This is a genomic window from Pseudomonas sp. WPR_5_2 (assembly GCF_003634475.1).
Lineage (GTDB): Bacteria > Pseudomonadota > Gammaproteobacteria > Pseudomonadales > Pseudomonadaceae > Aquipseudomonas > Aquipseudomonas izuensis.
Genome location: NZ_RBLA01000012.1, coordinates 85,438 through 105,367, shown reverse-complemented (window position 1 = coordinate 105,367; position 19,930 = coordinate 85,438). Strand labels below are relative to the sequence as shown.

20 protein-coding genes are annotated in these 19,930 nt (G+C 60.9%); 8 read left to right on the top strand and 12 right to left on the bottom strand.

The window, feature by feature from the left end; all coding sequences use genetic code 11:
• Positions 1 to 178: 178 nt before the first annotated feature.
• The 4 genes from BJ917_RS30820 to glyQ all read right to left on the bottom strand — a co-directional run bounded on the left by BJ917_RS30820 (position 179) and on the right by glyQ (position 4,569).
• On the bottom strand, positions 179 to 958 hold the full coding sequence (locus BJ917_RS30820) for a 1-acyl-sn-glycerol-3-phosphate acyltransferase (protein ID WP_096514123.1): 780 nt from the start codon (positions 956 to 958) through the stop codon (positions 179 to 181).
• A gap of 66 nt (positions 959 to 1,024) precedes the next feature.
• Positions 1,025 to 1,558 (bottom strand): D-glycero-beta-D-manno-heptose 1,7-bisphosphate 7-phosphatase, encoded by a 534-nt coding sequence (gene gmhB / locus BJ917_RS30815; protein WP_096514122.1) that lies wholly within the window; start codon positions 1,556 to 1,558, stop codon positions 1,025 to 1,027.
• A gap of 6 nt (positions 1,559 to 1,564) precedes the next feature.
• Positions 1,565 to 3,619 carry a glycine--tRNA ligase subunit beta gene (glyS, locus tag BJ917_RS30810; RefSeq protein WP_121106025.1) on the bottom strand — a complete coding sequence of 685 codons (2,055 nt, stop codon included), beginning with the start codon at positions 3,617 to 3,619 and terminating at the stop codon, positions 1,565 to 1,567.
• Positions 3,616 to 4,569 carry a glycine--tRNA ligase subunit alpha gene (gene glyQ / locus BJ917_RS30805; protein ID WP_003213601.1) on the bottom strand — a complete coding sequence of 318 codons (954 nt, stop codon included), beginning with the start codon at positions 4,567 to 4,569 and terminating at the stop codon, positions 3,616 to 3,618. The genes glyS and glyQ overlap by 4 nt, the downstream gene beginning before the upstream one ends.
• Positions 4,570 to 4,650: 81 nt before the next feature.
• Between glyQ and tag the strand changes: the two genes are divergently transcribed.
• The 3 genes from tag (at position 4,651) to BJ917_RS30790 (ending at position 6,448) form a co-directional block, all read left to right on the top strand.
• On the top strand, positions 4,651 to 5,208 hold the full coding sequence (tag, locus tag BJ917_RS30800; protein ID WP_096514120.1) for a DNA-3-methyladenine glycosylase I: 558 nt from the start codon (positions 4,651 to 4,653) through the stop codon (positions 5,206 to 5,208).
• 40 nt (positions 5,209 to 5,248) lie between these two features.
• Positions 5,249 to 6,136, top strand: coding sequence for a lysophospholipid acyltransferase (locus tag BJ917_RS30795; RefSeq protein ID WP_096514119.1), 888 nt, complete (start codon positions 5,249 to 5,251; stop codon positions 6,134 to 6,136).
• A gap of 72 nt (positions 6,137 to 6,208) precedes the next feature.
• The gene (locus BJ917_RS30790; protein ID WP_096514118.1) at positions 6,209 to 6,448 is read left to right on the top strand and encodes a pilus assembly protein PilZ; all 240 of its coding nucleotides are present in this window, start codon (positions 6,209 to 6,211) and stop codon (positions 6,446 to 6,448) included.
• On the opposite strand, the gene BJ917_RS30785 is transcribed toward BJ917_RS30790, so the two are convergent.
• From BJ917_RS30785 to def, 5 genes are all read right to left on the bottom strand, one after another.
• Positions 6,449 to 6,763 carry a tetratricopeptide repeat protein gene (locus tag BJ917_RS30785; RefSeq protein WP_121106024.1) on the bottom strand — a complete coding sequence of 105 codons (315 nt, stop codon included), beginning with the start codon at positions 6,761 to 6,763 and terminating at the stop codon, positions 6,449 to 6,451.
• A gap of 177 nt (positions 6,764 to 6,940) precedes the next feature.
• Complete coding sequence (trkA, locus tag BJ917_RS30780; protein ID WP_121106023.1) at positions 6,941 to 8,317, bottom strand: Trk system potassium transporter TrkA; 1,377 nt, start codon at positions 8,315 to 8,317, stop codon at positions 6,941 to 6,943.
• Between the two features lie 22 nt (positions 8,318 to 8,339).
• Positions 8,340 to 9,650, bottom strand: a complete 1,311-nt coding sequence (gene rsmB / locus BJ917_RS30775; RefSeq protein WP_096514115.1) for a 16S rRNA (cytosine(967)-C(5))-methyltransferase RsmB — start codon at positions 9,648 to 9,650, stop codon at positions 8,340 to 8,342.
• On the bottom strand, positions 9,647 to 10,606 hold the full coding sequence (fmt, locus tag BJ917_RS30770) for a methionyl-tRNA formyltransferase (RefSeq protein ID WP_121106022.1): 960 nt from the start codon (positions 10,604 to 10,606) through the stop codon (positions 9,647 to 9,649). The genes rsmB and fmt overlap by 4 nt, the downstream gene beginning before the upstream one ends.
• 70 nt (positions 10,607 to 10,676) lie before the next feature.
• On the bottom strand, positions 10,677 to 11,183 hold the full coding sequence (gene def, locus BJ917_RS30765; protein ID WP_096514113.1) for a peptide deformylase: 507 nt from the start codon (positions 11,181 to 11,183) through the stop codon (positions 10,677 to 10,679).
• Between the two features lie 171 nt (positions 11,184 to 11,354).
• Between def and BJ917_RS30760 the strand changes: the two genes are divergently transcribed.
• The 3 genes from BJ917_RS30760 (at position 11,355) to BJ917_RS30750 (ending at position 14,180) form a co-directional block, all read left to right on the top strand.
• A complete protein-coding gene (locus BJ917_RS30760) occupies positions 11,355 to 12,380 on the top strand; it encodes a LysM peptidoglycan-binding domain-containing protein (RefSeq protein ID WP_121106021.1) in 1,026 nt (341 codons plus the stop codon).
• An 81-nt stretch (positions 12,381 to 12,461) separates the two neighbouring features.
• Entirely contained in the window at positions 12,462 to 13,568 is a 1,107-nt protein-coding gene (dprA, locus tag BJ917_RS30755; RefSeq protein ID WP_121106019.1) for a DNA-processing protein DprA, read from the top strand.
• A 54-nt stretch (positions 13,569 to 13,622) separates the two neighbouring features.
• Positions 13,623 to 14,180 (top strand): L-threonylcarbamoyladenylate synthase, encoded by a 558-nt coding sequence (locus tag BJ917_RS30750; RefSeq protein ID WP_096514110.1) that lies wholly within the window; start codon positions 13,623 to 13,625, stop codon positions 14,178 to 14,180.
• A gap of 131 nt (positions 14,181 to 14,311) precedes the next feature.
• Here BJ917_RS30750 and BJ917_RS30745 read toward each other — a convergent pair whose 3' ends face one another.
• Positions 14,312 to 15,289: an NADPH:quinone reductase gene (locus tag BJ917_RS30745; RefSeq protein WP_096514109.1), complete on the bottom strand. Its 978-nt coding sequence runs from the start codon at positions 15,287 to 15,289 to the stop codon at positions 14,312 to 14,314.
• Between the two features lie 163 nt (positions 15,290 to 15,452).
• Here BJ917_RS30745 and hemF point away from each other — a divergent pair, with 163 nt between their 5' ends.
• On the top strand, positions 15,453 to 16,367 hold the full coding sequence (hemF, locus tag BJ917_RS30740; protein ID WP_096514108.1) for an oxygen-dependent coproporphyrinogen oxidase: 915 nt from the start codon (positions 15,453 to 15,455) through the stop codon (positions 16,365 to 16,367).
• 13 nt (positions 16,368 to 16,380) lie between these two features.
• Positions 16,381 to 17,202, top strand: coding sequence for a shikimate dehydrogenase (aroE, locus tag BJ917_RS30735; RefSeq protein ID WP_121106018.1), 822 nt, complete (start codon positions 16,381 to 16,383; stop codon positions 17,200 to 17,202).
• Positions 17,203 to 17,291: 89 nt separating this feature from the next.
• Here aroE and BJ917_RS30730 read toward each other — a convergent pair whose 3' ends face one another.
• Both BJ917_RS30730 and choX read right to left on the bottom strand, forming a co-directional pair.
• The gene (locus BJ917_RS30730; protein ID WP_096514107.1) at positions 17,292 to 18,860 is read right to left on the bottom strand and encodes a SulP family inorganic anion transporter; all 1,569 of its coding nucleotides are present in this window, start codon (positions 18,858 to 18,860) and stop codon (positions 17,292 to 17,294) included.
• 140 nt (positions 18,861 to 19,000) lie between these two features.
• Positions 19,001 to 19,921, bottom strand: a complete 921-nt coding sequence (gene choX / locus BJ917_RS30720; RefSeq protein ID WP_096514106.1) for a choline ABC transporter substrate-binding protein — start codon at positions 19,919 to 19,921, stop codon at positions 19,001 to 19,003.
• Positions 19,922 to 19,930 lie beyond the last annotated feature (9 nt).

The following is a 19,930-nucleotide window of genomic DNA, read 5'->3' as shown; positions in this document are numbered from 1 at the left end:
CAGCACAATCGCAGGCATAAAAAAACCGGCTATATCAGCCGGTTTTTTTGCGTCCGAAAAAAACTTATGCACGTTTTTCGGCGTTTTATCTGTTTATGAAATATGTATATAAATCATATGGTTGCAGTAAAAATACGACGTCTTTACGGAAAACGGTACACAGGTTATCCACAGAATCTCAGACAACCGCCTGATCGTTGGAAACCGGTGCTTGCGGCGCCGGTGGCAGCGAGCCCATTTCCCGTTGCATCTGCTCGTTCCAGGCCTGGACCCGATCGTTCAAATCGGCAATGGCGCGGGGTCCGTTACCTTCGGCATACATCGGTGCGCCGATGATCACGGTAATCACCCCCTGCTTCTTCGCCCAACCGGTCTTCGGCCAGAACTTGCCGGCGTTGTGGGCAATCGGCAGCACCGGTAGCTCTGCATTGACCGCCAACGCCGTCCCGCCCCGGGAGAATTTGCCAATGGTGCCGTAAGGCACGCGCGTGCCTTCGGGGAAGATCAGCACCCAGACGTTATCCTTGAGCAGCTCGTCGCCCTTTTTCGCCACGTGCTTGAGTGCCGCTTTCGGGTTATCACGGTCGATGGCGATAGGACGCAGCATGGCCATGGCCCAGCCAAAGAACGGCACATACAGCAACTCACGCTTGAGCACCTGGCTCAAAGGCTCGAAGTACGCCGAGAGAAAGAATGTCTCCCAGGTGCTCTGGTGGTTCGATTGAATCACGCAAGGCCGGTCAGGCACGTTCTCTGCGCCCTTCACTTCGTAGCGGATACCGAGAAACACCTTGCTCAGCCACAAGGCGCAGCGACACCAGTACACATTGATGAAGCGATAGCGCGCCTTGAACGGCAGAAAGGGCGCGATGAAAAAGCTCAGGCTGCACCACAGCAAGGAGCTGGTGCCCAGCAGCAGGTAAAAGAGGAAGGTTCTGATGGCCTGCAGTATCGACATGGCGACGTTTACCGTTACGGGCACTGCCCGACTGTTCAAGCGCACTCCCGATCTGTCGAAAGCGCTCTAATTGTGGATAAGTTCTGCGGCAATCGCCGCCAGATCGTCGAAAATCAAAGTGCCTGCCGGTAGGGTCTTGCCCAAAGTCTTTTCGCCTTTCCCGGTCTTAACTAAAACAGGCTGAGAATCGACGGCTTTGGCGGCTTCCAGGTCACCGAGACTATCGCCGACGAACCATAGATTAGTCAGCGACACGTTGTAATGTGCGGCGATGTTTTTCAACATCCCGGGTTTTGGCTTGCGGCAATCGCAACCCTCGTCCGGCCCGTGCGGGCAATAGACGATCAGCCCGACTTCACCACCCTGCTGCGCCACCAGCGAACGCAAGCGTTCGTGCATGGCATCCAGGGTGGCGATGTCGTAATAGCCGCGAGCGATGCCCGACTGGTTGGTAGCGACCGCTACCGTCCAGCCGGCCTTGCTCAACTGCGCGATGGCTTCGATCGAACCGGGCAGTGGAATCCACTCCTCCACCGACTTGATGTAAGCGTCGGAGTCGTAATTGATCACTCCGTCCCGATCGAGAATCAGCAGTTTCAAACAGTCTTACCCCAGCAACGAAATGTCGGCGACGCCAAGGAACAAGCCACGCAGACGCGCCAGTAGCGCATAGCGGTTGGCGCGGACCTTGGCATCTTCAGCGTTCACCATGACTGCTTCGAAGAACGCATCGACCGGCTCTCGCAAGGCAGCCAGGCGTGCCAGGGATTCGCTGTACTGACGCGCCGCAGCCATCGGCTGAACAGCCTGGTCTGCCTGCTGGATCGCCGAGTACAGGGAGAACTCGTTGGCATTGTCGAAGTACTTGGCTTCCACGACCGTCGGCACGGAGCCTTCGACCTTGCTCAGCAGGTTCGACACACGCTTGTTCACTGCAGCCAGTGCGGCGGCTTCCGGCAATTGGCGGAACGCTTGCACCGCTTGCACGCGCTGGTCGAAGTCCAGGGCGGAGCCCGGCTTCAGCGCGCGAACCGACAGGTAGGTCGCGACATCAACGCCTTCGTCTTCGTAACGGGCACGCAGGCGATCGAAAATGAATTCCAGCACGGCATCGTTCAGACCGGCCGCCTTGACCTTGGCACCGAACGCATTCACGGCGAAAGCCACGGCGTCGTTCAGGTCCAGATCCAGTTGCTTCTCGATCAGGATGCGCAGCACGCCCAGTGCGGCACGGCGCAGGGCATACGGGTCCTTGCTGCCGGTCGGCAGCATGCCGATGCCGAAAATGCCGACCAGGGTGTCGAGCTTGTCGGCGATGGCCACCGCAGCACCGGTCAGGGTGGAAGGCAGTTCAGCGCCAGCACCGCGCGGCATGTACTGCTCGTTCAGCGCCAGCGCGACATCTTCCGGCTCACCGTCATTAAGGGCGTAGTAGTAGCCGGCGACACCTTGCATCTCCGGGAACTCACCGACCATTTCGGTCGCCAGGTCGCACTTGGACAGCAAGCCGGCGCGAGCGGCCCAGGAAGCATTGCCGCCAATCCGCGCGGCAATGTAGGCGGCGAGTTTGGAAACGCGCTCGGCCTTGTCATAGACGGTGCCGAGTTTTTCCTGGAACACCACGTTTTGCAGGCGCTGGTTGAAGTCTTCGAGCTTGTGCTTCTTGTCTTGCTTGAAGAAGAACTCGGCGTCGGTCAGGCGCGGGCGAACCACTTTCTCGTTACCTGCGATGATCTGTTGCGGGTCTTTGCTCTCGATGTTGGCCACGGTAATGAAGCGTGGCAGCAACTTGCCGTCGACATCCAGCAGGCAGAAGTACTTCTGGTTGTCCTGCATGGTGGTGATCAAGGCTTCTTGCGGCACATCGAGGAAACGTTCTTCGAACGAGCACACCAGTGGCACTGGCCACTCGACCAGCGCGGTCACTTCGTCGAGCAGGTCCGGTGGAACGATGGCGGTGCCTTCCTGGCGGGTCGCCAGCTCTTCGGTGCGTTTGCTGATGATGTCGCGACGCTCATTGGCATCGGCCAGTACGTAAGCGGCACGCAGGTCGGCCAGGTAGCTGGACGGCGAACCGATGCGCACGTTTTCCGGGTGGTGGAAACGGTGACCACGGGAGTCGCGGCCGGCCTTCTGGGCGAGGATGGTGCAATCGATGACCTGGTCACCGAGCAGCATCACCAGCCACTGGGTCGGACGAACGAATTCTTCCTTGCGCGCGCCCCAGCGCATGCGCTTGGGAATCGGCAGGTCGTTCAGGGAGTCTTCGACGATGGTCGGCAGCAGGCTCGCAGTCGGCTTGCCGGCGATGCTCTGGCTGTAGCGCAGTTTCGGGCCGCTCTGATCGATTTCGCTCAGGTCGACGCCGCACTTCTTGGCAAAGCCCAGTGCTGCTTGCGTCGGATTGCCTTCGGCATCGAACGCCGCCTGACGTGGCGGGCCATCGAGGTTGATGCTGCGATCCGGCTGCTGGGTGGCCAGCGCGGTGATCAGCACGGCCAGGCGACGTGGCGCGGCATAAACGGTTTTGGTCTCGTAGTTCAGGCCGGCAGCTTGCAGGCCCTTGTCGATACCGGCAAGGAACGCCTCGGCCAGGGTGTTCAGGGCTTTGGGTGGCAGTTCTTCAGTGCCCAGTTCAACCAGAAAATCCAGAGCACTCATTGTGCAGCCTCCAGCTTGGCCAGTACTTCGTCACGCAGGTCCGGGGTCGCCATCGGGAAGCCCAGCTTGGCACGCGCCAGCAGGTAGGCTTGCGCAACGGAACGCGCCAGGGTGCGAACACGCAGGATGTATTGCTGACGCGCGGTCACGGAAATCGCCCGGCGCGCATCCAGCAGGTTGAAGGTATGGGAGGCCTTCAACACCATTTCGTAGCTTGGCAACGGCAGCGGCTGGTCGAGTTCGATCAGGCGCTTGGCTTCGCTTTCATAGAAATCGAACAGCTCGAACAGTTTTTCGACGTTGGCGTGCTCGAAGTTGTAGGTCGACTGCTCCACTTCGTTCTGATGGAACACGTCGCCGTAAGTCACCTTGCCGAACGGACCGTCAGCCCAGACCAGGTCGTAGACCGAGTCCACGCCTTGCAGGTACATGGCCAGGCGTTCCAGACCGTAAGTGATCTCGCCGGTCACCGGGTAGCACTCAATGCCGCCCGCTTGCTGGAAGTAAGTGAATTGCGTCACTTCCATGCCGTTGAGCCACACTTCCCAGCCCAGACCCCAGGCGCCCAGGGTCGGCGATTCCCAGTTGTCTTCGACGAAACGGATGTCATGCACCAATGGGTCCAGGCCAACGTGCTTGAGGGAGCCCAGGTACAGTTCCTGGAAGTTGTCCGGGTTCGGCTTCAGGACGACCTGGAACTGGTAGTAGTGCTGCAGACGGTTCGGGTTTTCGCCATAGCGGCCGTCAGTCGGGCGACGGCTTGGCTGCACGTAGGCGGCGTTCCAGGTTTCCGGGCCAATGGCGCGCAGGAATGTAGCGGTGTGGAAAGTGCCGGCGCCTACTTCCATATCGTAGGGCTGAAGTACCACACAACCTTGCTCGGCCCAGTATTGCTGGAGGGCGAGGATCAAGTCTTGGAAGGTACGCACGGCTGGCGTAGGCTGGCTCACGAAATTCACCTGTTTCTTGGGCTGCGATTTAAAGAGCGGGAGTATACCCGATTCATTGCTGCGCACGCCCCCTGGAGCCTTATGCCACGCTGCTTTTGGTGTTCCGAAGATCCGCTGTACATGGCTTATCACGATCAGGAGTGGGGCACGCCGCTACGCGATGCGCAGGGTTTGTTCGAGTTGCTTTTGCTTGAAGGGTTCCAGGCCGGGCTTTCCTGGATCACCGTGCTGCGAAAACGCGAGCACTATCGCCAGGTGATGTACGGCTTCGACGTGCAGCGTGTGGCCCAGATGAGCGACGCGGAAATCGATGAATTGATGCTTGATCCGGGCATCATCCGCAATCGTCTGAAGCTCAATGCGGCGCGGCGCAATGCCCAGGCCTGGCTGGCGCTGGATGAACCGGTGGCATTTCTCTGGTCCTTCGTCGGTGGTGTGCCGAAGATCAATCATTTCAAGGATCGCAGTGAAGTGCCGGCCATCACGCCCGAGGCGGTGGAGATGAGCAAAGGCCTGAAAAAGGCTGGCTTCACCTTCGTGGGGCCGACTATTTGCTACGCGCTGATGCAGGCCTCGGGCATGGTCATGGACCACACGCAGGATTGCGATCGCTACGCGATGCTGGCCAACGGCGGTTAGAATAGCCGCCTCGCGCACAGCACAAGATCAGGAGTGACCTGTGGATAAGTTTAAAGGCGCCTTGCTGGTAGGCGCTCTGCGGCTGTTTGCCCTGCTTCCGTGGCGGGCAGTGCAGTCCGTCGGCTCGGCGATTGGCTGGGTGATGTGGAAAACCCCCAACCGTTCCCGCGATGTGGTGCGGATCAACCTCTCCAAGTGCTTTCCGGACATGGACCCCGCCGAACGCGAGCGTCTGGTCGGCCAGAGCCTGAAAGACATTGGCAAGTCCCTGACCGAAAGCGCCTGCGCCTGGATATGGCCCGCCCAGCGCTCCATCGACCTGGTGCGCGAGGTCGAAGGCCTCGACGTGTTGAAGGACGCCCTCGCCTCCGGTAAAGGTGTCGTCGGCATCACCAGCCATCTGGGCAACTGGGAAGTGCTCAACCACTTTTATTGCAGCCAGTGCAAACCGATCATTTTCTATCGTCCGCCCAAGCTGAAGGCGGTGGATGAATTGCTGCAAAAGCAGCGGGTGCAACTGGGCAACAAGGTGGCTGCGTCCACCAAGGAAGGCATCCTCAGCGTCATCAAGGAAGTGCGCAAAGGTGGTGCAGTGGGCATTCCCGCTGACCCGGAACCGGCCGAGTCCGCCGGGATCTTCGTGCCGTTCTTCGCCACCCAGGCCCTGACGAGCAAGTTCGTGCCGAACATGCTTGCCGGCGGCAAGGCGGTCGGCGTGTTCCTGCATGCCCTGCGGTTGCCGGACGGCTCGGGCTACAAAGTGATTCTGGAAGCCGCGCCCGAGGCCATGTACAGCACCGATACCGCCACCTCTTGTGCTGCCATGAGCCAGGTCGTCGAGCGTTATGTGCGGGCCTATCCGAGCCAGTACATGTGGAGCATGAAGCGTTTCAAGAAGCGTCCTCCGGGTGAAGAACGCTGGTATTGAGGCGATTGGCATGATCTGTGGATAACCTTGGGTCCGAGGTTATCCACAACCGTTCATTCAAGGGCGCATCAGATGTCCGAACAGCGCAAATCATTTCGCATCAAGATCACTCACGAAAGCGTGGGCGAATGCCTGGGGCAGACGCGCAATCTGACGACCACGGGGGTTTACGTCAAACACCCGGCATTGTCTGCATTACCTAGAGGCGCCGTGGTTTACGGGCAGGTCCAGGGCCTACCCACAGGCGCGCCGCGGGTGCGCATGGAAGTGGTGCAGGTAGACGCCGATGGCATTGGGCTTCGCTACCTCTGATCAGTGCGCCTGACGGTCGAGCTTCTTCAGAAACACCGTCATTTCCTTCTCGGCCTGTTTATCGCCATGGGCTTGTGCGGCTTCCAATCCACGCTCCCAGGCCTGGCGCGCAGCCGCGTAGTCCGTCAGCGCCAGATGAGCCTTGCCCAGCAGTTTCCAGGCCGCCGAATATTTGGGATCGAGTTCGACGCAGCGCTGGAAATGTTCCACAGCCTTGGTGTTCTCCCCCAGATCCAGATAGCCCTTGCCCAGGCCGAAGCGCAGCAGCGGGTTATCCACACCCTTGGCGAGCATTTTTTCCAGGGATTCGATCATCGGTGGATTCCTTGTTGAAGTATGTCAGGGAGAGATCTGTTTTGGTGAGATTGCCTTCGCGAGCAGGCTCGCTCCCACAGTTGATCTTCTGTGAACACAAATGTTGCGTACAGCCGAGAACTCCTGTGGGAGCGAGCCTGCTCGCGAAGGCGCCCGCCCGGCAACCCCAAATGCCGTTCAGAAAAAGCTCAACCCCACATGAAACAGTTTTTCCACATCGCGAATATGCTTTTTATCCACAAGGAACAGAATTACATGGTCCCCGGTCTGGATCACCGTGTCGTCATGGGCGATGATCACTTCTTCGTCGCGGATGATCGCGCCAATGGTGGTCCCCGGCGGCAGGCCAATGTTTTCGATGGCCTTGCCGACGACTTTGCTCGATTTCGCATCGCCGTGGGCAATCGCCTCGATGGCTTCCGCGGCGCCCCGGCGCAGTGAGTGCACGCTGACGATATCGCCCCGCCGCACATGGGCCAGCAGGGTGCCGATGGTTGCCAGTTGCGGGCTGATGGCGATGTCGATATCGCCGCCCTGGATCAGATCGACGTAAGCCGGGTTGTTGATGATGGTCATCACCTTCTTCGCACCCAGGCGCTTGGCCAGCAGCGACGACATGATGTTGGCCTCGTCGTCGTTGGTCAGGGCCAGGAAGACGTCCGCGTCGGCGATATTCTCTTCCAGCAACAGATCGCGGTCCGAGGCGCTGCCTTGCAACACGACGGTGCTGTCGAGGGTGTCCGAGAGGTGGCGGCATCGCGCCGGATTCATCTCGATGATCTTCACCTGGTAACGGCTTTCGATGGCTTCGGCCAGACGTTCACCGATCTGCCCGCCTCCCGCGATGACAATGCGCTTGTATGTTTCGTCGAGACGGCGCATTTCACTCATGACCGCGCGAATGTTCGCCCGGGCGGCAATGAAAAATACTTCGTCGTCCGCCTCGATCACGGTATCGCCCTGGGGCAGGATCGGCCGGTCACGACGGAAAATCGCCGCGACGCGGGTTTCGACGTTTGGCATGTGCTCACGCAACTGCCGCAGTTGCTGGCCCACCAGCGGTCCGCCGTAGTAGGCACGCACAGCCACCAGTTGCGCCTTGCCTTCGGCGAAGTCGATCACCTGCAACGCGCCCGGATGCTGGATCAGGCGCTTGATGTAATGGGTGACCACTTGCTCCGGACTGATGAGTACGTCGACCGGAATCGCTTCGTTATCGAACAGCTCGTCGGCGCGAGTCAGGTACGCGGCTTCGCGCACCCGAGCGATTTTTGTCGGCGTATGGAACAGCGTGTGGGCGACCTGACAGGCCACCATGTTGGTTTCATCACTATTGGTCACGGCGACCAGCATGTCGGCATCATCCGCACCGGCCTGGCGCAGCACGCTAGGTATGGAGCCGCGCCCCTGGACCGTGCGGATGTCCAGGCGATCACCCAAGTCGCGCAGGCGTTCGCCGTCGGTGTCGACCACTGTGATGTCGTTGGCTTCGCTGGCCAAGTGTTCCGCCAGCGAACCACCGACCTGCCCCGCACCGAGGATGATGATTTTCATCCAGTCACTCCATTGAATCCGGTTAACCGCGCGCGGCGGCGATCTTGATCAGCTTGGCGTAATAGAAGCCATCATGGCCGCCTTCCTGTGCCAGCAATTGGCGTCCATGGGGTTGCTTGATACCGGCCGCGGTCGCCAGGTCCAGCTCACGGGCACCCGGTGTGCGGGCGAGGAACGCTTCGATCACTTCGGTGTTCTCGGTCGGCAATGTCGAGCATGTCGCGTAGAGCAAGATGCCGCCGACCTCCAGGGTATTCCACATGGCGTCGAGCAATTCGCCTTGCAGCAGCGCCAGTGCGGCAATGTCATCCGGTTGGCGGGTCAGCTTGATGTCCGGATGGCGACGAATTACCCCGGTGGCCGAGCACGGTGCGTCCAGTAGAATGCGCTGGAATGGCTTGCCGTCCCACCAGGCTTGAGTGTCGCGGCCGTCGGCGGCGATCAGTTCGGCACTCAGGCCGAGGCGTTCGAGGTTTTCCCGTACCCGCACCAGACGCTTGGCTTCCAGGTCCACCGCCACCACGCCGGCCAGTTTTGGCTCGGCTTCGAGGATGTGGCAGGTCTTGCCGCCCGGCGCGCAGCAGGCGTCCAGCACCCGCTGGCCCGGCGCCAGGTCGAGCAGATCGGCCGCCAGTTGCGCCGCTTCGTCCTGCACACTGATCCAGCCTTCGGCGAAACCCGGCAGGCTGCGTACGTCGGCGGCGGCGTCGAGGATGATACCGTCGCGGCTGTAAACGCACGGTTGGGCGGTAATGCCGGCCTGGCTCAGCAGCTCCAGATAGGCATCGCGCGTTTGATGGCGGCGGTTGACCCGCAGAATCATTGGCGGGTGCGCGTTGTTCGCCGTGCAAATGGCTTCCCACTGCTCGGGCCAGAAGGCTTTCAGGGATTTTTGCAGCCAGCGCGGGTGGGCAGTGCGTACCACCGGGTCGTGTTCCAGCTCTGCCAGCAGCGCTTCGCTTTCCCGTTGGGCGCGGCGCAGCACGGCATTGAGCAAGGCTTTGGCCCAGGGCTTTTTCAGCTTGTCGGCGCAACCGACGGTTTCCCCGATGGCGGCGTGCGCCGGAACGCGGGTATAGAGCAGTTGGTAGAGGCCGACCAGCAGCAGTGCTTCGACATCGGCGTCGGCGGCCTTGAACGGCTTCTGCAGCAGCTTGGCCGCCAGCGCCGACAAGCGTGGTTGCCAGCGTGCGGTGCCGAACGCCAGGTCCTGGGTGAAACCTCGGTCGCGGTCCTCTACCTTGTCCAGTTGCGTCGGCAGTGAACTGTTGAGCGAGGCTTTTCCGTTAAGAACAGCAGCCAGTGCCTTGGCGGCGGCCAGACGCGGGTTCATTGAGTGTCCGCCGTTTGACCCAGTACGGTACCGGTGGCGAATTTCTCACGACGGCTGTTGAACAAATCGCTGAAATTCAGCGCCTTGCCACCGGGCAATTGCAGGCGGGTCAGGCACAGGGCCTGTTCACCGCAGGCGACGAGCAGGCCGTCCTTGCTGGCGCCGAGGATTTCCCCCGGTGCGCCCTTGCCTTCAGCCAGGTTCGCAGCCAGGACTTTCAGCGCTTCGCCGTTCAGCGTGCTGTGGGTGATCGGCCACGGGTTGAAGGCGCGTACCAGCCGCTCCAGCTCAACGGCCGGGCGCGTCCAGTCGATGCGGGCTTCGTCCTTGTTCAATTTGTGCGCGTAGGTGGCGAGGCTGTCGTCCTGCACTTCGCCCTCCAGGGTTCCGGCGGCGAGGCCGGCAATTGCCTGCACCACCGCCGGCGGACCCATTTGCGCCAGACGGTCGTGGAGACTGCCGCCAGTGTCTTCGGCGCTGATTGGCGTGGTGACTTTCAGCAGCATCGGCCCGGTGTCCAGGCCTGCTTCCATGCGCATCACGGTCACGCCACTTTCGCGGTCGCCCGCTTCGACGGCGCGCTGGATCGGCGCCGCACCGCGCCAGCGTGGCAGCAGGGAGGCGTGGCTGTTGATGCAACCCAGGCGCGGAATATCCAGCACCACCTGCGGCAGGATCAGGCCATAGGCGACCACTACCATCAGGTCCGGTTTCAGCGCGGCCAGTTCGGCCTGCGCGTCTGCGTTGCGCAGCGTTGGCGGTTGTAGCACCGGGATGCCGTGCTCCAGCGCCAACTGCTTGACCGGGCTCGGCATCAGCTTTTGCCCACGACCTGCCGGGCGGTCCGGTTGGGTATAGACGGCGACGATCTCATAAGGGCTATCGAGCAGGGCCTTGAGGTGTTCGGCGGCGAATTCCGGGGTGCCGGCAAAGACAATGCGCAGTGGCTCGGTCATGGGGGGCTCTCTATTGCAAAGCTTCTTGAAAAGAAAAAGGCTTGCCGCGGCAAGCCTTTGAAGAGGGGCATCAGGCGTTCTGGCGATGAAGCTTTTCCAGTTTCTTCTTGATGCGGTCGCGTTTGAGCGTGGACAGGTAATCGACGAACAATTTGCCGTTGAGGTGGTCGCATTCGTGTTGGATGCACACGGCGAGCAGATCCTCGGCGATCAGTTCGTAAGGCTGGCCGTCGCGGTCCAGTGCCTTGACCTTGACCCTTTGCGGGCGATCGACGTTTTCGTAGAAGCCCGGTACCGAAAGACAGCCTTCCTGGTACTGGCCCATCTCGTCAGTCAGCGGTTCGAGCTCGGGGTTGATGAACACTCGTGGCTCGGTGCGGTCTTCGGACAGGTCCATCACGACGATGCGTTTGTGTACGTTGACCTGGGTCGCGGCGAGGCCGATGCCCGGTGCCTCATACATTGTTTCAAACATGTCATCGACCAACTGACGCACTTCGTCGTCCACTACGGTCACCGGTTTGGCGATGGTGCGCAGGCGCGAGTCAGGGAATTCGAGGATGTTCAAAATGGCCATAGGCTTGATGACTGCACGTGTGAAGTAAGGTCGGGCCGGTGGCCTGGCGAGTCCGAAGAGGCAGGCTACCGTTGTAAAACGTAGCTCCCTTCTTTTCATAAGCAAGCGGGGAGCGAGCCACTGACGGCTCTGGCGTTTCACGCGAACGTACATAATAAAGGGATTCACCGCATGAGGAAATCACTACTCGCCCTGCTCCTTCTGGTGTCCGCCGGTTTGGCGCACGGGCAAGTGCAACTCAGGGAAGGTTTTCCACAGCAATACACCGTGGTATCGGGGGACACACTCTGGGATATCTCGGGAAAATTCCTCCGTGAACCGTGGCAGTGGCCGCAGTTGTGGCAAGCCAATCCGCAAATCGAAAATCCCAACCTTATCTATCCCGGCGATACGCTTTCGCTGGTCTACGTCAACGGTCAGCCACGCCTGACCCTCAATCGCGGCGCCTCCCGGGGCACCCTCAAACTGTCGCCACGGGTGCGTAGCAGCCCGGTGGCTGAGGCGATTCCGAGCATTCCGCTGAAATCGATCAACAGTTTTCTGCTGAGCAATCGCATCGTCGACAAGGTCGAGGATTTCGACAAGGCGCCTTACATCGTGGCCGGTGATGCCGAGCGCGTGCTCAGCGGTACGGGTGACCGAATCTTCGCCCGCGGCCACTTCGATCCGGCGCAACCGGTGTACGGCATCTTTCGCCAGGGCAAGGTCTACACCGATCCACAGACCCGGGAGTTTCTCGGAATCAATGCCGACGACATCGGCGGCGGCGAGATCGTCGCCACTGAAGGCGACGTGGCTACCCTGGCGTTGCAGCGCACGACCCAGGAAGTGCGCCTTGGTGACCGGTTGTTCAGCGGCGAAGAACGCTCGATCAATTCAACGTTCATGCCCAGCTCACCGAAAAACCAGATCGACGGATTGATCATCGATGTGCCGCGCGGGGTGACCCAGATCGGCGCACTGGACGTGGTCACGCTGAACAAGGGCCAGCGTGACGGCCTGGCCGAAGGCAATGTGTTGGTGGTGATGAAGACCGGCGAAACCGTGCGCGACCGGATCACTGGCCAGCCGCTGAAAATTCCTGATGAGCGCGCCGGTCTGCTGATGGTTTTCCGTACCTACGACAAGCTCAGCTACGGACTGGTGCTAAAAGCCTCGCGCTCGCTGGCGGTGATGGACAAGGTGCGAAACCCGTAAGCGTGCTTCACAAGTTACCAACAGAGTTATCCACAGCTTATTCCCGCTTGGGCGGGTGCTTATAACGATCAAGGATGATCCATGCCGCAATCTGCATTTACACCCGTTTCCCCGGCGGAACTGGAAGCTCGTTTACGCCTGCATCGTTTGCCGGAACTCGGTGCGGCGCGGTTCAAGAAGTTGCTGGAGGCCTTCGGTTCGGCGTCAAAGGCCATCAGCGCGCCGGCCAGTGCATGGCGTGCGCTGGGCTTGCCGCTGGCCTGTGCCGAGGCTCGGCGCTGCGCTGATGTTCGTGATGGCGCGAGCCATGCATTGGCTTGGCTCGAGCGTCCGGCCCAGCATCTATTGATGTGGGACCAGCCTGACTACCCGGCGCTGCTGGCGCAAATCAGCGATGCTCCACCATTGCTGTTCGTCGCAGGCAACCGCGAAATTCTGGAAAAGCCGCAACTGGCGATGGTGGGCAGTCGACGTGCGTCAAGGCCGGGCATGGACACCGCCGCCGCGTTTTCCCGCAGCCTGGCCAGCGCCGGTTTTGTCATCACCAGCGGTCTCGCCCTGGGTATCGACGCCGCCGCACATCAGGCGGCATTGGACGTTGGCGGGCAAACGATCGGTGTGCTTGGCACGGGGCTGGAAAATTTTTATCCACAGCGCAATCGACGGCTGGCGGATGCGATGATCGCCTCCGGCAGCACAGTGCTTTCCGAGTTCCCGCTGGACGCTGGCCCGACTGCCAGCAACTTCCCGCGGCGCAATCGAATCATCAGTGGTTTATCCCTCGGCGTTCTGGTGGTCGAAGCCAGCATCGCCAGCGGTTCATTGATCACCGCGAGGCTGGCGGCGGAACAAGGACGTGAGGTGTACGCGATTCCGGGGTCGATCCATCACCCCGGCGCCAAGGGCTGCCATCAGTTGATTCGTGACGGCGCGGTGCTGGTGGAAACCATCGAGCATATCCTCGAAGCCTTGCGCGGCTGGCAACAGCTGCCTTTATCCACAGGCACGCCAGCGACCGCTGTGCCCCATCCTTTGTTGTCGTTGCTCCACGCCGCACCGCTCACCAGTGAAGCGCTGGCCGATGCCAGCGGCTGGGCGTTGCCCAAAGTGCTGGTGGTGCTGACCGAGCTGGAAATGGAGGGTTGCGCAGTCTGCGAAAACGGGCGCTGGTTTGCGCGGGTGAGCTAGGTTTTATAAGGAAGATCGGTAAACTGCACAGAGCCTTATTCTGGAGCGTTTTTCATGGTCAACAGTTGGCGTGTGCAACAAGCCGCACGAGCCGTTCGCGCAGGGGCGGTCATTGCCTACCCAACCGAAGCCGTCTGGGGTCTGGGTTGCGACCCGTGGGACGAAGAAGCGGTGGATCGATTGCTACTGATCAAGGGCCGGTCTGTGGATAAGGGCTTGATTCTGGTCGCCGACAACATTCGCCAGTTCGACTTCCTGTTCGAGGACTTTCCCGAGCTGTGGATGGATCGCATGGCCAGCACCTGGCCGGGGCCGAACACCTGGCTGGTGCCACATCAGAATCTATTGCCGCAGTGGATTACCGGCGTGCATGAAACGGTGGCCCTGCGGGTCAGCGATCACCCGCAAGTGCGGGATTTGTGCGCCCTTGTCGGCCCCCTGGTGTCGACATCCGCCAATCCGCAGGGACGGCCGGCGGCGCGCACGCGGATTCGCGTCGAGCAGTATTTCCGTGGGCAGGTCGATTTGGTGTTGGGCGGGAATCTCGGTGGGCGCAAGAACCCGAGCGTGATTCGTGATCTGGCAACGGGCCACGTTGTGCGCCCGGATTAATACCGCGGCGACCCCAATCGCGGGCAAGCCCGCTCCCACAGGTATTTGGTTGGAATACAGATTTGTGACCCAACCGAGATCCTGTGGGAGCGGGCTTGCCCGCGATGAGGCCCAGGCAGACGCTGAAAATTTTAAGGCAACAGAACAACCGAACCCGTCGTACGCCGCGCCGACAACTCGGTCTGCGCCTTCGCCGCATCCGCCAGTGGATAACGCTGGCTGATGTCCACCTTCAGCTTGCCGCTGATGATCATCTCGAACAGCTCATCGGCCATGCGCTGCAGGTTTTGCGCATTGTTGGCGTAGGTCCCCAGGGTTGGCCGGGTGACATACAGCGAACCCTTCGCCGCCAGAATCCCCAGGTTCACGCCATCCACCGCGCCGGATGCATTACCAAAGCTCACCACCAGTCCCCGTGGCGCCACGCTGTCGAGGGAGGTCAGCCAGGTGTCCTTGCCGACGCCGTCGTACACCACCGACACTTTTTTGCCGTCAGTCAATTCCAGTACGCGTTGTGCGACGTTTTCATGGCTGTAGTCGATGGTCGCCCAGGCACCATTGGCCTTGGCCAGTGCGGCTTTCTCTGGCGAACTTACCGTGCCGATCAACTTGACGCCCAAGGCTTTGGCCCATTGGCAGGCCAAAGAGCCCACACCGCCGGCCGCGGCGTGGAACAGGACGGTTTCGCCACCCTTGAGCTCATAGGTCTGACGCAGCAGGTACTGCACGGTCAGGCCTTTGAGCATGACCCCGGCAGCCGTTTCGAAGCTGATGGCGTCCGGTAGTTTGACCAGATTGGCTTCGGGCAAGACGTGAACGTCGCTGTAGGCGCCCAATGGGCCACTGCCGTAAGCCACGCGATCACCGACCTTGAACCGGGTGACTTCGCTGCCGACCGCCTCGACCACGCCTGCGCCTTCGGAACCCAAGCCCGATGGCAAGGCTGGCGGTGGATAGAGACCGCTGCGGTAATAGGTGTCGATGAAGTTCAGGCCAATGGCCTTGTTGGTCACGCGGACCTGCTGCGGGCCGGGCTCGGCGGGTTGGTAATCCACATACTCGAGCACTTCGGGGCCGCCGTGGGCGCGGAACTGGATACGCTTTGCCATTTGCCTTCTCCTTGGGTCGTCAATGCGAAGCTCCCTATCGGACTCCTAAGCTTGATCTTCGTCAACTGCGACGAGCGTATCGGCGGTGGTATGCTACGCGCCCATTTGCGCAGGCCGGCTCCAATGGAGCGCCGCGTAGCTTTGCCCGATTCAAGGTGATGCCATGACTACCCGCACAGAGGCCGTAAAAGCCTACCTGCTCGACCTGCAAGACCGTATTTGCGCCGCTCTGGAAGCCGAAGACGGCGGCACGCGCTTCGTCGAAGATGCCTGGACCCGGCCTGCCGGCGGTGGCGGGCGGACGCGGGTCATCGAAAACGGTACGGTCATCGAAAAGGGCGGCGTCAACTTTTCCCACGTGTTCGGTAGCGGTCTGCCACCGTCCGCCAGTGCCCATCGGCCGGAACTGGCCGGGCGTGGTTTCGAAGCCCTGGGCGTGTCGCTGGTAATTCACCCGCACAACCCCCACGTACCGACTTCCCACGCCAACGTGCGTTTTTTCATCGCCGAGAAGGAAGGCGAAGAGCCGGTCTGGTGGTTCGGCGGTGGTTTCGACCTGACGCCCTACTACGGCAACATCGATGACTGCGTGCACTGGCACCGCGTGGCCGAGCAGGCCTGCGCGCCGTTCGGTCCGGACGTCTACCCGCGATACAAGGCGTGGTGCGACAGCTATTTCCACATCAAGCATCGCCACGAGCCGCGGGGCATCGGCGGCCTGTTTTTCGATGACCTGAACGAGTGGGATTTCGACACCAGTTTCGCGTTCATGCGCGCCATTGGTGATGCGTACATCGATGCTTACCTGCCGATCGTGCAGCGCCGCAAGAACGATGCGTTTACCGCCCAACAACGGGAATTCCAGGAATTCCGCCGTGGGCGCTACGTCGAGTTCAACCTGGTTTATGACCGCGGCACCTTGTTCGGCCTGCAATCGGGCGGGCGTACCGAGTCGATCCTCATGTCCCTGCCCCCGCAAGTACGCTGGGGTTACGATTGGAAAGCCGAGCCTGGCAGCGAAGAGGCGCGCCTGACCGAGTACTTCCTGCAAGATCGCGATTGGTTGGCCGAGGCCTGAACGAGGAATGTTGATGGACCGTTATGTCGTTTTCGGTAATCCGATTGGCCACAGCAAGTCGCCACTGATTCATCGGCTGTTCGCCGAGCAGACCGCGCAGAAACTCGACTACAGCACCCTGCTGGCGCCTCTCGACGATTTTTCCGGCTGCGCCCGGGCATTTTTCCTCGAGGGCCGCGGAGCGAATGTGACGGTCCCGTTCAAGGAAGAAGCCTATCGCCTGGCGGATCACCTGACCGCCCGTGCGCAACGGGCCGGTGCGGTGAATACCCTGAGCAAGATGGACGACGGCAGCCTGCTGGGTGACAACACCGACGGCGCCGGCCTGGTGCGGGATCTGACGGTCAACGCCGGGTTCAGCCTCAAGGGTAAACGCATTCTGCTGCTCGGTGCCGGCGGCGCGGTACGCGGGGCACTGGAGCCTTTGCTGGCCGAGCAACCGGCGTCGGTGATCATCGCCAACCGCACCGTGGACAAGGCCGAGTTGCTGGCGGAACTGTTCTGCGATCTGGGACCGGTATCGGCCAGCGGTTACGACTGGTTGCAGGAATCGGTGGACCTGATCATCAATGCCACGTCCGCGAGCCTGACCGGCGATGTGCCGCCGATCGCCGCCAGCCTGATCGAGCCGGGCAAAACGGTGTGCTACGACATGATGTATGGCAAGGAACCGACCTCGTTCTGCCGCTGGGCCAGCGAAAACGGCGCGGCAGTGGCAATGGACGGCTTGGGAATGCTCGCTGAACAAGCGGCGGAAGCGTTCTTCCTGTGGCGTGGAGTGCGTCCGGACACGGTGCCGGTGTTGGCCGAGCTGCGCCGACAACTGGCCGTATAAAACGCGCCCTGTGGGAGCAAGGCTTGCCCGCGATGGCGATCTCAAGAACGCCATCGCGGGCAAGCCTTGCTCCCACAGGGTTCAGTGTTTCAATCTTCGAATTGGATCGGGCACTTCTCCGCCCCTTCGAGCTTCCTCAACTCTTCCACCACCTGCGGCCGTGCCCGGCGCAGGGTCAGGCTGCGGTCCTGGCGCAGCAGCCGCCGTGCTTCCTGATGCAGCATTTCCACCCCTGAATAATCGATGAAGTTGATCTGCTGCGCCTCGATCACCACGCGCGCGCCGTGCATCCGTTGCAGGCGTACCTGCAGGTAGTGACTTGCGCCGAAAAAGATCGAACCGCCCACCCGCAAAATGTCTTCATCGCCGTCGCGCACATGTTGTACCCGCGGTTGCGAAGTCCGCTTGAGGTAAAAGAATAGGGAGGCCAGCACCCCGGCATAGATTGCCGTCTGCAGTTCCAGCAACAGGGTGGCGACACAAGTGAGGGCCATGACCACGAACTCGGCGCGACTGACCCGCAGCAGCGCGCGAATGCCACGATGATCCACCAGGCCCCAGGCGATCAGCAGAATGCTGCCGGCCATGGCCGGAATCGGAATGTGCGCGATCAGATTTGCACCGAAGATCGCGAAAAGTGCCACCCACAGCGCCGAAAAAATACCCGCCAAGGGTGAGCAGGCTCCGGCTTCGTAACTCAGGCCCGAGCGGGTGAAAGAACCGGCAGATAGCGATCCGGAAAAAAATGCACCGACGATGTTGGATAAACCCTGGGCGCGAACTTCCTGATTGGCGTCGAGCAATTGCTGCGAGCGTGCCGACAACGAGCGGGCGATCGACAGGCTGGTGACCAGCCCGAGCATGCCCACTGCCACGGCACTCGGCAGTAGACGCAGGATCAGGTCAAGGTCCAGCGGCAGCGGGCTGAAGGGCGGCAACTTTCCGGTGAATGCGCTGACCAGCTCCACATGGCCGAACATCGATGGCCAGAGCCAGACCAGCAACGCGCCCAGCACGAGGGTGATCAACAGTGTCGGCCAACGCGGCAGCCACAGCTTGAGGATGACGCCTACCACCACGGTCGCCAGCCCCAGCATGAGCGATGGCTTATCGATTTCCTCGAGGTGTCTGAACAGCAGAATGAAGCTGTCCAGTGCAGTGGCCTGGCTGGGCAAGTCCAGCCCCAGCAGGTTGGGCAACTGGCCGATGGCAATGACTACCGCGGCACCGAGGGTAAAGCCGAGCACCACTGAATGCGAGACGAAATTCACCAGCGCCCCAAAGCGCAGCAGGCCCAGCAGCCACTGGAAAATCCCGGCCAGCAACGTCAGCAACAGGATCAAGGTCACGTAGTCCTGTGTCGCCGGAACGGCCAGAGGACTGACGCTGGCGTACAGGACAATGGAGATCGCCGCCGTAGGACCGCAGATCAAATGCCACGACGAACCCCACAGACAAGCGATCAATACCGGGATGATCGCCGCGTACAAGCCGTATTCCGGTGGGAGACCGGCGATCAGGGCGTAGGCAATGGATTGCGGCAACGCGAGAATCGCGCCGCTGAGGCCGACGATCAGGTCACGGCCGACGCTGGCGCGGGTTTGCCGGGGCAACCAGGTGAGGAAGGGGAAGAGTGAATGGCGGCTGGGAAGGGCCATGAAGCCTCTCGGGTTGGGTTTTGCACAAGGGTATCAGCACCAGACATTGTGGGAGCGAGCCTGCTCGCGAATGCGGAGTTTCAGTCGATGCAAATTTTGGATCTGATGGCCCCTTCGCGAGCAGGCTCGCTCCCACAGGTTCAGAGCTTGGCTTTCACCGCCGGCAACGCATCCTTGCCATCCACGGTTTTCACGCCATCGAGCCATTTATCCAGCACGGCCGGATTGGCCTTGATCCACGCCTTGGCCGCGTCGGTATTGCTGACTTTCTTGTTCACCACCTCGGCCATGATGCTGTTCTCCATCTCCTGAGTGAAATTCAGGTTGGTCAGCAGTTTGCCAACGTTCGGACAGGCCTGTGCATAACCTTTGCGGGTCAGGGTGTGAACGCTACCGGTGTCACCGAAGTATTGCTCGCCGCCCTTGAGGTAATGCATTTTCAGCTGCACGTTCATCGGGTGTGGGGTCCAGCCGAGGAAGGTCACGAATTTCTGTTTCTTCACTGCGCGGGACACTTCGGCGAGCATCGCCTGCTCACTGGATTCGACCAGTTTCCACTGGCCCATGTCGAAATCGTTTTTCTTGATGATCTCTTGCAGGGAAATGTTGGCCGGTGCGCCAGAGCCAATACCGTAGATCTTCCGGTCGAATTTGTCCGCGTATTTGTTCAGGTCGGAAAAGTTATGCACACCCGCGTCCCAGACGTAGTCTGGAACGGCGAGGGTGAATTCGGTGCCGTCGAGGTTTTTCGCCAGTTGAGTGACGTCGCCCGTGGCCACGAACTTGTCGTAGAAGCCCTGCTGCGCCGGCATCCAGTTACCCAGGAACACATCGACCTGGCCATCCTTGAGCCCGCCAAAGGTGATCGGCACCGCGAGGGTATCGACCTTGGCCTTGTAGCCCATGCCGTCCAGCAGAAAGCCGGTGATGGCGTTGGTCGCGGCGATGTCGCTCCAGCCAGGGTCGGCCATCTTCACTGTCTCGCAGCTTTGATCGGCGTATGCCGACGCGCTGCCCAGAGCCAGAAGCCCGACCGTCAGTACTGTGGATAACCTTTGCATGGACTTCCC